The 13,182-nt window shown below is 52.3% G+C and carries 10 protein-coding genes; 7 read left to right on the forward strand and 3 right to left on the reverse strand.

Annotated elements, in window-relative coordinates; genetic code table 11:
* Positions 1-201 precede the first annotated feature (201 nt).
* The 3 genes from NZ772_04355 (at position 202) to NZ772_04365 (ending at position 3,567) form a co-directional block, all read left to right on the forward strand.
* Positions 202-1,065, forward strand: coding sequence for an inositol monophosphatase family protein (locus NZ772_04355; GenBank protein ID MCS6812789.1), 864 nt, complete (start codon positions 202-204; stop codon positions 1,063-1,065).
* 99 nt (positions 1,066-1,164) lie between these two features.
* Positions 1,165-2,448 carry an AmpG family muropeptide MFS transporter gene (locus tag NZ772_04360; protein ID MCS6812790.1) on the forward strand — a complete coding sequence of 428 codons (1,284 nt, stop codon included), beginning with the start codon at positions 1,165-1,167 and terminating at the stop codon, positions 2,446-2,448.
* A gap of 261 nt (positions 2,449-2,709) precedes the next feature.
* Complete coding sequence (locus NZ772_04365; GenBank protein ID MCS6812791.1) at positions 2,710-3,567, forward strand: Uma2 family endonuclease; 858 nt, start codon at positions 2,710-2,712, stop codon at positions 3,565-3,567.
* Between the two features lie 384 nt (positions 3,568-3,951).
* Here the strand turns inward: NZ772_04365 and NZ772_04370 are convergent, their stop codons facing one another.
* Genes NZ772_04370 through NZ772_04380 form a run of 3 tightly spaced genes read right to left on the reverse strand, consistent with a single transcriptional unit; the run spans position 3,952 to position 7,446 of the window.
* The gene (locus tag NZ772_04370; GenBank protein MCS6812792.1) at positions 3,952-5,028 is read right to left on the reverse strand and encodes an NAD-dependent epimerase/dehydratase family protein; all 1,077 of its coding nucleotides are present in this window, start codon (positions 5,026-5,028) and stop codon (positions 3,952-3,954) included.
* Positions 5,029-5,036: 8 nt separating this feature from the next.
* Positions 5,037-6,347 (reverse strand): glycosyltransferase, encoded by a 1,311-nt coding sequence (locus NZ772_04375; GenBank protein MCS6812793.1) that lies wholly within the window; start codon positions 6,345-6,347, stop codon positions 5,037-5,039.
* 37 nt (positions 6,348-6,384) lie between these two features.
* On the reverse strand, positions 6,385-7,446 hold the full coding sequence (locus NZ772_04380; protein MCS6812794.1) for an NAD-dependent epimerase/dehydratase family protein: 1,062 nt from the start codon (positions 7,444-7,446) through the stop codon (positions 6,385-6,387).
* Between the two features lie 309 nt (positions 7,447-7,755).
* On the opposite strand from NZ772_04380, the gene NZ772_04385 reads away from it, so the two are divergent.
* From NZ772_04385 to NZ772_04400, 4 genes are all read left to right on the forward strand, one after another.
* Complete coding sequence (locus NZ772_04385) at positions 7,756-8,196, forward strand: Rrf2 family transcriptional regulator (GenBank protein ID MCS6812795.1); 441 nt, start codon at positions 7,756-7,758, stop codon at positions 8,194-8,196.
* 11 nt (positions 8,197-8,207) lie between these two features.
* Positions 8,208-9,167, forward strand: coding sequence for a cysteine synthase A (cysK, locus tag NZ772_04390; protein MCS6812796.1), 960 nt, complete (start codon positions 8,208-8,210; stop codon positions 9,165-9,167).
* A gap of 17 nt (positions 9,168-9,184) precedes the next feature.
* Positions 9,185-9,901 carry a J domain-containing protein gene (locus NZ772_04395; GenBank protein MCS6812797.1) on the forward strand — a complete coding sequence of 239 codons (717 nt, stop codon included), beginning with the start codon at positions 9,185-9,187 and terminating at the stop codon, positions 9,899-9,901.
* A gap of 55 nt (positions 9,902-9,956) precedes the next feature.
* On the forward strand, positions 9,957-13,182 hold a 3,226-nt coding region (locus NZ772_04400; GenBank protein MCS6812798.1), incomplete at its 3' end, for a DEAD/DEAH box helicase.

Raw genomic sequence — 13,182 nt, forward strand, 5'->3', positions numbered from 1 at the left:
ATAGGGCTGCCATCCAAGGGCGATCGGGCTTCGACAATGATTTCTGCCCGCAACACTTCTTCGGGAATATCATCGGGGGGTGGCAGTGCCCTAACCGCAGGATAGCTCCCTCCAACGATCGCCACGCTCAGCAAAAGACTGTGGATGAGCAGTCGGTTGGTTATCATCATTACTAGCCTCTCTTTTATACCCCATAACTCCATGACTGCTGATATTCTGCCCTATCATCTCCAGGTTTGCCATCATCTGTATGCGTGCGGTCGTCTGATCAAAACCCTATCGACAGAGCAGGTGAACGTGTCTGAAAAAGGGCCAGAGGACTATGTTACCAACATCGATCACGCTCTCGACCAGTACCTGACGGCTGCCTTTGGGCAGATGTTTCCCCAAGATGGCATCATTACGGAAGAAAATGCTCTATCGCGCCAATTATTCTATGCCAACTACGATCGGCTGTGGTTGATTGACCCCTTGGATGGCACAGAAGACTTTATCGCTGGCAAAGCAGACTATGCAGTGATGGTGGGTGTTTTACAAGGTGATCAACCAGTTGCAGGATGGATCTACGCCCCTGCTTACAATCGCCTCTACTACGGTGGATCCCAATGGGGACTGTTTCAGATAGATGGTGACCAAGCTCCGGAACCATTACCCATTCAACCGCCACAGCCCCCCTCTGCTGACCCCTGTCCTATGATTTTGGGCGATCGCGATCGGCACAACTACGGCGATGCCATTCGCTACCACTTGCCCACTGCCCAACTTTACACCCTCGGCAGCTTTGGGTTAAAGGTGTTGGAGGTGATCCAAGGTCGAGCTGGGCTGTATGTTTATCTCAACGGACGAGTAAAACTGTGGGATACAACAGGCCCCTTGGCGCTGGCACAAGCCGCTGGCATTGTCTGCTGTGATTTAGAGGGTAACCCCATTAGCTTTCAGCCCCATGCCATCAATCCAGATAACCTTGCCCATCGCCAGCCGATCGTGATTGGTTGGCAAGCTTATATTGATGCCCTGTTACCTAAACTCCAGAAAGCCGTCAGTCAAGTTAGAGACGCTAGGTAGGCGATCGTTCTGGGGGCTGCTACTGCCAGTTCCCTGCCAATTGTCTCCGGATATGTCATCCTGCGATAATCTGGGAAAAACATCAGCACAGTAACCACAGTGAATTCTATTGCCTCTCTGCTACAAGTATTTGGCAACCGCAAGATGGTTGTCATCCTGTTTCTGGGCTTTGCCTCTGGCTTGCCCCTACTGCTCACCAGCAAGACTCTACAGGCTTGGATGACTGATGCCAAGGTAAGTCTGGCAGCCGTTGGTGCCTTTAGCTTGGTAGCCTTGCCCTATTCCCTCAAGTTTCTGTGGTCGCCATTTTTAGATCGGTTCGTGCCACCGTTTCTAGGCCGACGGCGAGGCTGGCTGGTCATCACTCAAGTGTTGTTGATGGTAACCATTGGTCTATTGGCGTTGCAGCAACCGGAGAAGAACTTGCAATGGGTAGCGATCGTAGCCATACTGATTGCATTTTTTAGTGCTACCCAAGATATTGCTGTGGATGCCTATCGCACTGATGTATTAGAACCCCTGGAAATGGGAGCTGGGGCAGCAATTTACGTCTTGGGCTATCGAATAGCCTTGTTGGTGACCGGTTCCCTAGCGCTAATTTTGGCAGACCGCATTCCCTGGTCAATGGTCTACCTGCTGATGGCGGCGAGTATGGCGATCGGCTTAGTCACAACCCTACTGGCACCAGAACCTGATACTGACGTGCAGCCACCAGAATCCTTACAAGCGGCTGTGGTCATGCCCTTTCAGGAGTTTTTCCAACGGTCAGGAGTGGGGCAAGCGATCGCGGTGCTGGTGTTTATCGTGCTATATAAGCTGGGGGATGCGCTGATTAACAACATGGCCACTCCGTTTCTGCTCACCACAGGGTTCACCAAGACAGATATTGGTGCCATTCAGGGCGGCATGGGGTTACTAGCCACGATCGTTGGCACCCTGCTAGGGGGAGCTATTCTTAGCAAACTGGGTATTAACCGTTCCCTGTGGGTATTTGGCGGCTTGCAAGCCCTCAGTAACTTTGCCTACCTAGCCCTAGCCATCGTGGGGCGTGACTATCCGCTGATGATTGTCGCCATCAACATCGAAAACTTCTGTGGAGGACTGGGCACCGCTGCCTTTGTGGCGTTTCTCATGAGCCAGTGCGATCGCCGCTTCTCTGCTACTCAGTTTGCCCTACTCTCTAGCTTGATGGCTGTTAGCCGTGATGTACTCGTGGCACCAGCAGGCAGGCTAGCTGAACTCACTGGGTGGGTACCGTTTTTCTTGATCACGATCGTCCTAGCGCTTCCTGGCCTAGCCCTGCTCCCCATCTTTGCCCCCTGGACTCCAGCACCAGTTCCCGTGACCGTAGATGATTACAAACAGGCTAGCCCTCCAGAGTAATATAGTCGTCTCAATTTAGGTTGAAATAGTTGCCCATACCCAACTCCTCTCCCAAAGCACTATCCAATCCACAACACGTGCCAGAACCTTGACTGCGTAAAGGTTTTAGGGAATTGTACTTCTTAAAATCATTGATCCAGTCATGGCTAGGCTTTCACAGGTTCGTTTGCAACTGATCAGCGATGCGGCTGTCGGTCTGCCCCATGGTTATTGGTCTGTACATATAGTACTATTGTCTAACTGACGTATCTTGATCGGCTTATGACCGTTACTCCTATCCCCCGAAAATTTTCTAGCGATGAGCTGGCTGAGCGGGGCTGGCGATATGAGTTAGTGACACTGGCCGATGGCACAACAGATTATGAGATGGTGCCATTGACGGAAGACGAGTTTGTGCATCCCCAGGAGGGCTACCACTTGCCCAACACGACATTTCATGACCGCATCATTGCTGAGGCTAGGGATATGCTGACCCGGCGATACCGAGAGCGTCCAGATGTGGGTGTGTTTTCTGATCTGCTGATTGAATGGGATAGCCCCGACATGAAGGATCATTGCCCCGATGTTTTTGTGGCCTTTGGCATTACGAACAAGCAGCAAAACCGGGGGAAGTTTATTGTGGCTAATGAGGGCGTTCGTCCTACCTTTGTGTTGGAGGTAGTGTCACCGCGCTATCGCAGGGCAGATCGAGAAACGAAGGTGTTGCACTATGCCAGGACGAAAGTGCAGGAGTATGTGATTGTCGATCGCCGCCGCTATCGCACGATTGTGTTGGATGAGGTGTTGGGCTACCGCCTTGTAGGGGGAGCGTATCAGCCTATTACTCCAGATGATGATGGGCGGATTTTTTGTGAAACAGTTGGACTTTGGATTAGCCTGCAAGAAGGTCACCTGGTGATGCAAGATGGCACAACCGGTGAACGGTTGTTAACCAGTGATGAGTTAGAGTCCATAGCAGAACAGGAGCGGCAGCGGGCAGAACAGGAGCGGCAACGGGCAGAACAGGAGCGGCAGCGGGCAGAACAGGAGCGGCAACGGGCAGAGCAGATGGCGGCTGAGTTGCAACAGTTACACGATCGCCTGCGTAGCATGGGCATAGATCCAGATACCTTGTCATGAAGTCATAAAGGAGGGTTTTGAGAATGCCGATGGCTGGTCATTCTAGAGCCGATGGCTGGTCATTCTAGATTAGGTTTTGGCAGCAAGTCGCGCCCCCTTGAGTAGCTGATAGACACGATGCAGACCGACTCATCGATGCCTTATTCTGCTGCTCCTGGTCACAGGTGGCCTGTTTGCGCTGGTTTGCCCGGCTCACCACACTGCTGCCGACTCCAACTCATCTGGTGGAGCAAGCCCAACGGCTCTCCTTCGCCACTCACGGCTAGGCAACTATGCACGTTCATCCCTTGGTGATGGGTCTGGCAGATAAAGCCTATTCCACTGGTGTGCTTTTAGGTGCTAAAAGTCCTGTCAGGTGCTGAAGTCTCAAGTCATAGCAGCAAGTCATGCCAAGATGTCCCTTAGCTGCTGGTGATGCTGGTCAATCCACTGGTAAATATCCCACAGGGTGGCATCGGCATCGCGTTGGGGTCGCCAACCTGTAGCTGCTGTGACTTTGCGAGCATCGGTTACAAATATGGGAATATCTCCAGGACGAGCCTCTGGCACTGATGTAATGGGGATAGTATGACCAGTAATGGCTTGACAACGCTGGGTAGTTTCCCACAATGATAGGGTGTTCGAGCTGCCACCGCCAACATTGAAGGTTTGCCCCTGCAATTCGTCTAGACGATCGATCTGAATGAGCAGCAGGTCTAGCAAATCGGCAATATGAAGAAAATCACGAACCTGTTTACCTGTGCCGCCATAGCCAATGTATTGCAGCGATCGCTGAAAATAATGGGCTGCCATCCACAACACAAACACCCCTTGATCCACTTTCCCCATTTGCCATGGCCCCGTCAACACTCCACAGCGATTAATCAACGTTCGCAAGCCATAGGCTGCTGCATATTCCGTAATCAGCAATTCCGAGGCCAGCTTGGTGGCTCCATAGAGCGATCGTGCCCCCTCCAGCGGAAAGGTTTCAGCAATGCCATGGCGAGAGGCTCCTGGTAGGGATTGTTGATCCAACAGTTGCCAGCGGGTTGCGGTTTCTGTGTACTGCAAGCTCTGGAGGGCAGCAATGGGATACACCCGGCTAGTGGACAGAAAGATGAAATCAGCCTGGGTGTGGCGAGCCAGTTCCAGACAGTTCATCGTGCCACCTAAGTTGGTTTGCAGCATATAGCTTGGCGATCCATAGCCTGCCAGCACCGATGGTTCCGCCGAGCACTCTATGATTAGATCAGGTAGGTTAGGTGCGAATATTGTTGGATCCAAATCCTCTGGATTGCGAATGTCGCCATGAATGAACCGAATGCCTGCCTGCTGAAGGCGAACCAAGTTAAGTTCAGACCCGCGGCGCTTCAAGTTATCCAAGGCCGTGATCTGCCAATCGGGATGCTGAGCCACCAGCCCTAGCCCTAGACTGCTGCCCACGAAACCTGCCCCGCCAGTAATCAATACCGATCGCCCCATGGCTCTTCTCATTGGGGGGATTCTTGACTGACACTAAGCAGTGGCATAGGGGATGGCTTCCGCGCGTAGTCACCTCTGGAGAGGTGTTTTTCGAGGAATACGTAGAGTACAATGAACAGATAGCGACTGCCCATTTCCTGGAGCTTGAGCTTAGAGATGCCCGTTTTGCGGTTTTGCCAGGTGATGGGGATGATGGCGTAGCTATAGCCCCGCACGATCGCCTTGAGGGGCATCTCTACTGTCAAGTTAAAGTGGTGAGACAGCAACGGAGCTATGCCTGCAATTACCTCTCGCCGATACATTTTGAAGGCATTGGTGGTGTCATTCAAATCCAGACCAAAAAGTACCTGGATGAACCAGTTCGCAAGGCGATTAATCACCAGTTTATGCAGGGGATAGTCAATCACCCGACCGCCGCTGATGAAGCGTGACCCAAACACACAGTGGTAGCCCTGTTGCAGTTTGTAGTAATAGTCCACAATGTTTTGGGGAGAGTCCGAATTATCAGCCATGACAATGGCTACAGCATCGCCCCGGAAGTTTTCTAGGCCGCACTTTACCGCAAACCCAAAGCCGTTGGGGTAGTAGTTATTGATATAGCGCACGTGGGGATTTTGGGCAACTAGGGCTTGCAGTAGGGCCTCGGTGCGATCGCGACTGTTGTCATTCACCACCAAAATTTCATAGCTCAGGGAGGCAGCAGTCAATTGGTCGGCGATCGCCTGTACTGTCTGCACAATGCAAGCCTCTTCGTTATGGGCCGGGATAACCACCGACAAGGTTTGCACAGGTGGCAGCGGTTCTTGGGTGAGGGTAGCTCGGTTACCCAGGGGTTGGCGATCGGGCAACCAGACAGAGGCCAGACTTTCTGGATAGGAGGCTAGGGTGCGATCGGGTGATAAATCCTTAGTGGTAAACGCCCCGCGATTGCTGAGCACAAAGTTGATCACAGCACTCACCAGCGCCCCGATGATTGTATTCACCCCATAGTGAACCCGGAGCCAATCCAACAAGGGAAAGAGCAGCACAACTCGCACAAATACCGCTGTCCCTGCAGAACCGTGATAGAGCGGCAACTGTCGTCCCCAAATATCCCTTAGCCTCCAGGAACCTCCTGGCCAAACCCAGATGCGATAGATAAAGAAACTGGCAACTAGCGAGAGTTCTATGGCAATGGCATTGGCCAAATTACGCAACAGAGGTGTATTCCATCCCAGTTTGTCGATCAGCAAATACATCACGACAAGGTTGATAGCAGCCGCTACCCCGCCCCCTAGGAGAAATTTCACGATCGTCTGCTGAGTTTTCTGCGTTGCCATTACTAGTCCATCCTTCCTACTGAACTGCGATCGCTGGTTACCAACGCCCTACATTTTGGGTAAAGATCTCCCCCAAGATATCCTTGATGGTGTAGGTGAACTCCCAACTGGGATAGTGCTGTTGAAACTTACTGATATCACTAATCCACCAGATGTGATCACCGATGCGGTTGCGGTCTACGTAACACCAGTTCAGTTTGCGATCGGCGATCGCCTCACACAGGTGAATAGCTTCTAACATTGAGCAATTACTGAAGCGGCTGCCGCCAATGTTATAGACTTCTGCCACACGGGGAGCTAAATAGACATGGTAGAAGGCGTTGATTAAGTCATAGCTGTGGATGTTATCTCGCACCTGTTTGCCCTTGTAGCCATAGACCTGATAGGGCTGCCCAGTGACGGTGCAGCGCATTAGATAGGAGAGAAAGCCATGCAACTTGGTGCCAGCGTGACTAGGCCCTGTGAGGCAGCCTCCCCGAAAGACGGTGGTTTTTAGCCCAAAATAGCGGCCATATTCCTGCACGAGCACATCAGCCGCCAGTTTCGAGGCCCCAAACAGAGAATGCTGAGTCTGGTCAAGACTCATAGTTTCATCGATGCCTTGGTGATAGGGGTGAGTGGGGTCAACCTCCCACCGTAAATCGTGCTCAATTAGGGGTAGCCGATTGGGAGTGTCGCCGTAGACCTTGTTGGTGGAGCAAAAGATAAACACTGCCTCTGGACAATAGTGACGAGTATTTTCTAGCAACACCAGGGTGCCGTTGGCATTCACCGTAAAGTCGGTGTAGGGATCGCGGGCTGCCCAATCGTGGGAGGGCTGTGCTGCGGCATGGATGATTAAGGTGATATCTGAGCCGTAGGTTTGAAACAGGGCAGCGATCGCGGCTTGATCGCGAATATCGACCGAGTGATGGATATACTGCTGAGGATAGGTTTGTCGTAACCGATCGCAGTTCCACTGGGTAGATGCTTCTTCGCCAAAAAAGACCTGCCGCAGGTTGTTGTCAATGCCTACAACGGTATAACCACGATCGCAGAAAAAGCAAACCGCCTCAGAACCCACTAGTCCGGCAGAGCCTGTCACAAGCACAACGGGCATCTTCACCAACTCCTAATCACTGCACCATCACCTAGACAAACCATGGCAATAGCAAGGGTACCCACAATGGTTAAGAGACTTAATCAAGGGTTAAGAGATTTAACCAAGCGGCGAAACCAAAAAAATCTGACTAATTACTTAAAAATCCAGTAAAACCCAGTGGAGAACCGGAGTATACTCTAAAAGGATACTTATAGGCCGTTTAGTCCTGTTGTCGGTTAGTAGCTATGTAGCACTTAGATAGCAGTTATGTAGCGTTGCCTAACCAGTGTCCATCCTTGTCCTTGATTATTTGCTTAGTACACAGTGCTGATAGAACTGTCCTGTAGAAGTGAATATGCGTTGTTAGCACTGTTAGAGCTAGTGGCTTACTACAATACTAGTGAACCTCTGCAAATCCGTCAGATTGCGGCGAAGCAAAATATTCCCGATCGCTATCTGGAACAATTGTTAGCTACCCTAAGGCGATGTGGTCTGGTGCGATCGCAACGAGGGGCACGGGGTGGCTACGTATTGTCACGAGAACCTTGGAAGATCACCCTATTAGAAGCTATCAACTGCATTGAAGGCGCTGAAGCCCAATCCCTGGAGTCGTCTCCTGACGCTAGGACATTGGAATCTGACGTGGTGCGCGAAATCTGGCAAGAAGCTGGCAAGGCTGCCGAACTTGTGTTACAGCGATATACCCTCCAGGACTTGGCCGATCGTCGCGATGCCAGAAAACAACTTGATATCATGTATTACATCTAAGGTGAAGCCCTATGCGTGTTGCTAGCAATATCACAGAGTTGATCGGTCATACCCCATTAGTGCAATTGAATCATATTCCTCAAGCAGAGGGCTGTCTAGCCCAGATCCTCGTCAAGCTAGAGGGCATGAACCCATCGGCATCGGTGAAAGATCGCATTGGCCTGAGTATGATCAGCGCAGCAGAACGCGAGGGCTTAATTGCTCCAGGCAAAACTGTCTTGGTAGAGCCGACATCGGGCAATACGGGGATCGCTCTAGCCATGGTAGCTGCGGCACGGGGGTATGACTTGATTTTAACAATGCCCGATACCATGAGTTCTGAGCGGCGGGCTATGTTGCGGGCATTTGGAGCCACGTTGGAACTGACTCCTGGTATTGAAGGTATGGGGGGGTGCATTCGCCGCGCCCAAGAAATTGTAGACAAGACTCCGAATGCGTATATGTTGCAGCAGTTTCGTAATCCGGCAAATCCTCAAATTCATCGTGAAACAACGGCTGAGGAAATTTGGCAGGATACGGATGGTCAAGTGGATATCTTGGTTGCTGGGGTGGGTACAGGCGGTACAATTACTGGAGTAGCGGAGGTGATTAAGGCACGTAAGTCGACATTTCGGGCGATCGCCGTAGAACCTGCCAACAGCCCTGTGCTATCGGGTGGGCAACCTGGCCCGCACAAGATTCAGGGGATCGGAGCAGGCTTCATTCCCCAGGTGCTGCGTACAGACCTGATTGATGAAGTCGTGACCGTAACGGATGACCAGGCGATCGCCTTTAGCCGCCGCTTAGCCCGGGAAGAAGGTCTGTTGTCAGGCATTTCTACCGGTGCTGCTCTCTGTGCGGCCATTCAAGTCGGTCAACGACCAGAAAACCAGGGCAAGCTGATTGTGATGATTCAACCCAGCTTTGGTGAGCGCTATCTCAGTACGCCTCTCTTTCAAGATCTAGAGCCAGTTTTAGCTGGACTTTCGTAAACCCGCGATATGGAGCTATGACCAAGCCAACCCACTACGAAATCCTGAAGGTTTCTCCTAAGGCCACCCAAGCGGAGATTAAGCGGGCCTATCGGCAGTTGGTCAAGCTCTTTCATCCAGACAGCAATCAAGCGAGCGCTAGCCATGATGCTACTACCCAACTCAACATGGCCTATGAGGTAATTGGAGATCCGCAGCGACGACGCTCCTACGATCGTACCCTACAACTGGAGCAGCAGGCTGCTAACCCCGTTGAAGCTCGCCAACGACAAGCAGCAAGTGCTCACCATCGTTACCGATCGGCCCATCAAAGTGGACAAGACATCGATGCCCAGCTTCACCAATGGCTGCACCACGTGTATACTCCGGTCGATCGCTGCTTACACCAAGTTCTGCGTTCATTACAACCAGAGTTAAACCAATTGGCGGCAGACCCCTTCGACGATGAATTGATGGAAGATTTTCAAGCCTACCTAGAAGACTGTGAGACGCTGTTAGCGCAGGCACGACGATTATTCCAATCTATGCCGAACCCAGCCAATGTTGCTGGTATCGCTGCCAATCTTTACTATTGCTTAAACCAGTTGGGGGATGCGATCGATCAGCTCACCTACTTCACCCTCAACTACCACGAATCCTATCTGCACACGGGCCAAGAAATGTTCCGGATTGCAGCAGGCTTGCGCCGTGAAGCCCAACAGGCAGCACGTCACCTGACCCAATCTTGTGGTTAAGATGACTTAAGAACTGCCAGCCTCTAGAAACTCTAGTCCTGGAACCCCGCAGCCTATGGCGACCCTTGAAGATCTCATCCGTGGTGCCACTGTTAAAGGCATTTTGCCCAACTGCGCCGTCACGGTTATTGATGTGAAATGGCATGGCAGCGACGTGGTGGAACTGACCTACAAGGATGCCAACGGCCAGCCCCACACCCAACTGCTGCTGCGGGAGGACGAGGCTAGCCTGGCGGTAATGACAGATGGGCAACCGTGGAACTTCGGCGGGGATGGGGCACTGTTGCGACTGGTATCTGAGGCCCAGCGCATCCGATTGGCCCATTTGTTTGATCCGCTACTGGCAGTGCATACGTCTCTAGTGGAACCGTTACCCCATCAAATCACGGCGGTCTATAACGAGATGCTGACTCGTCAACCGCTGCGGTTCCTGCTGGCGGATGATCCTGGAGCCGGAAAAACCATTATGGCGGGACTGTTTATCCGGGAATTGTTGATTCGGGGAGACCTCCAACGGTGCCTAATTGTTTGCCCAGGCAGTCTGGTGGTGCAGTGGCAAGATGAGCTGTTTCACAAGTTTCATTTGCCCTTTGAAATTCTGACCAATGACCGGATTGAAGCAGCGCGGACGGGAAATGCCTTTGTTGAAATGCCGCTGGTGATTGCCCGGCTAGACAAGCTCAGTCGCGATAAAGACCTGCAAGCCAAGCTAGGGCAAACCGATTGGGATCTAGTGGTGGTGGATGAAGCCCATAAGCTGTCGGCCTCCTTTTTTGGGGGGGAAGTACAGGAAACCAAGCGTTACAAGTTGGGGAAACTGCTATCTACCCTGACCCGGCATTTTCTGTTGATGACGGCAACGCCCCACAATGGCAAAGAGGAAGATTTTCAATTGTTCTTAGCTTTGTTAGATGGCGATCGCTTTGAGGGGCGCTTCCGGGATGGGGTGCATACCTGCGATGTCTCAGACCTGATGCGGCGATTAGTCAAGGAAGACTTGCTGAAGTTTGATGGCAAACCGCTGTTTCCGGAACGGCGGGCACATACGGTCAAATATGTCCTATCTGATCTAGAGGCGGTGCTTTATAAGCAAGTCACCGATTACGTCCGGGAAGAATTTAACCGCGCCGAAGCCTTAGCCAACGATGGCCGCAAAGGAACGGTTGGCTTTGCCTTGACGATTTTGCAACGTCGCCTTGCCTCTTCGCCGGAGGCGATTTATCAATCCTTGCGACGACGTAGGGAGCGCTTGGAGAATCGGCTGCGAGAGGAAGAACTTTTGAAACGAGGGCTAGCAGCGGAGATCGACTTTGGCCCCACCATTGACCCAGATGACTGGGACGATGATTTTGAGGATTCCGCTAGTGATGAGCGGGAGTATCAAGAAGAAGAGTTGATTGACCAAGCCACGGCAGCTCGGACGATCGCGGAACTACAAGCTGAGATTCACCAGCTCCTCAAGCTTGAAGATTTAGCCTTGCAGGTGCGACGCAGTGGCAAGGATCGCAAGTGGGAGGAACTGTCTAAACTGTTACAGAATGGTGCTGAAATGTTTGATGCTGGGGGGCATCGGCGCAAACTGGTAATCTTTACCGAACATCGGGACACTCTGAACTATCTGGTTAATCAAATTACTACCCTACTGGGACGACCAGAGGCAGTGGTGACGATTCACGGCAGCATGGGTCGAGAGGAGCGTAAGCGGGCAGAGGAAGCCTTTAAGCAGGATGTAACGGTACAGGTGTTGGTTGCTACGGATGCAGCCGGAGAGGGGATTAACCTGCAACGGGCACACCTAATGGTGAACTATGATTTGCCGTGGAATCCGAATCGACTGGAGCAACGGTTTGGGCGAATTCACCGGATTGGACAAACGGAAGTTTGCCATCTTTGGAATCTGGTGGCAGAGGAAACCCGTGAGGGGGATGTGTATCTGGCGCTGCTCAAAAAGCTGGAGATTGAGCAAAAGGCCCTTGGCGGCCAAGTGTTTGATGTGTTAGGCAAGGCGATCGCCGGTAAGGAACTGCGGGAACTGTTGATCGAGGCGATTCGCTATGGCGATCGTCCAGAGGTGAAAGCTAGGCTGAATCAGGTGGTTGCTGATCGCCTTAACCAGGCTCGTCTGCGCGAGCTGCTAGAGGAACGCGCCCTAGCACGAGACTCAATGGATGTGACCAAGGTGCAGCAAATTCGCCAGGAGATGGAACGCGCCGAAGCCCGCAAACTTCAGCCCCATTTTATTGCCGCTTTTTTCCTAGAAGCTTTCCAGCGATTGGGCGGCACGATTCGGCAGCGGGAACCGAAGCGGTACGAGATTACCCATGTGCCAGCGGTGATTCGCGATCGAGACCGACTGATTGGCGTGGGGGAGGCCATCCTCAAACGGTACGAGCGCATCTGTTTTGAGAAAGAACTCATCAGTGTTCCGGGAAAACCTTTGGCAACTTTTGTTTGCCCCGGCCATCCTCTTCTTGATGTCACTGTCGATTTGATCCTAGAGCGTCATCGGGATCTGCTGCGGCAGGGGGCGATTTTGGTGGATGAAAATGATCCGGGGGAAGCGGTGCGGGTGTTGGTGTATTTGGAGCATTCGATTCAAGATGCGCGGACAGGGCGAGATGGGCGACAGCGGGTGGTGTCGCGGCGAATGCAATATGTGGAAATTTTGGAACCACAAAGGCACGGAGATATAGAAATCAGGAGTGGGGGATATGCGCCTTACCTGGATTATCGTCCCCTTACCCCTGATGAAAATATCTTCCTGGAAACTCAATATCCTCTGCGTCCTCTGTGCCTCCGTGGTGCAGACCTTGAATCCCAAGCCACCACCTATGCCATCACTAACCTTGTCCCCCAACATCTCCAGGAAGTCCGAGAACGCAAGGCAGAACTCATCGACAAAACCATGCGAGCCGTCAAAGATCGCTTGACCAAAGAGATCAACTATTGGGATCAACGTGCTGCCGAACTCCGGCTTCAAGAGCAGGCAGGCAAGCCGAATGCCAAGCTCAACTCTGCTAGAGCACAGCAACGGGCAGATGAGTTAGCGGCACGACTGCAAAAACGCTTGGATGAGCTAGAGCAGGAACGCAAACTGTCGGCTCTACCGCCAGTAGTGATTGGGGGGGCGCTGGTGGTACCGATCGGCCTCCTACAACGGCTGCAAGGCAAACGGGAAGCGACAACTGACATGTTTGCTCAAGAAACAAAGCGAGTGGAGCGAGCGGCAATGGCAGCAGTGATGGCCGTAGAACGGGCACTGGGCTATGAGCCACGGGATG

The organism is Cyanobacteriota bacterium (assembly GCA_025054735.1).
In the GTDB taxonomy this organism is placed as follows: domain Bacteria; phylum Cyanobacteriota; class Cyanobacteriia; order SKYG9; family SKYG9; genus SKYG9.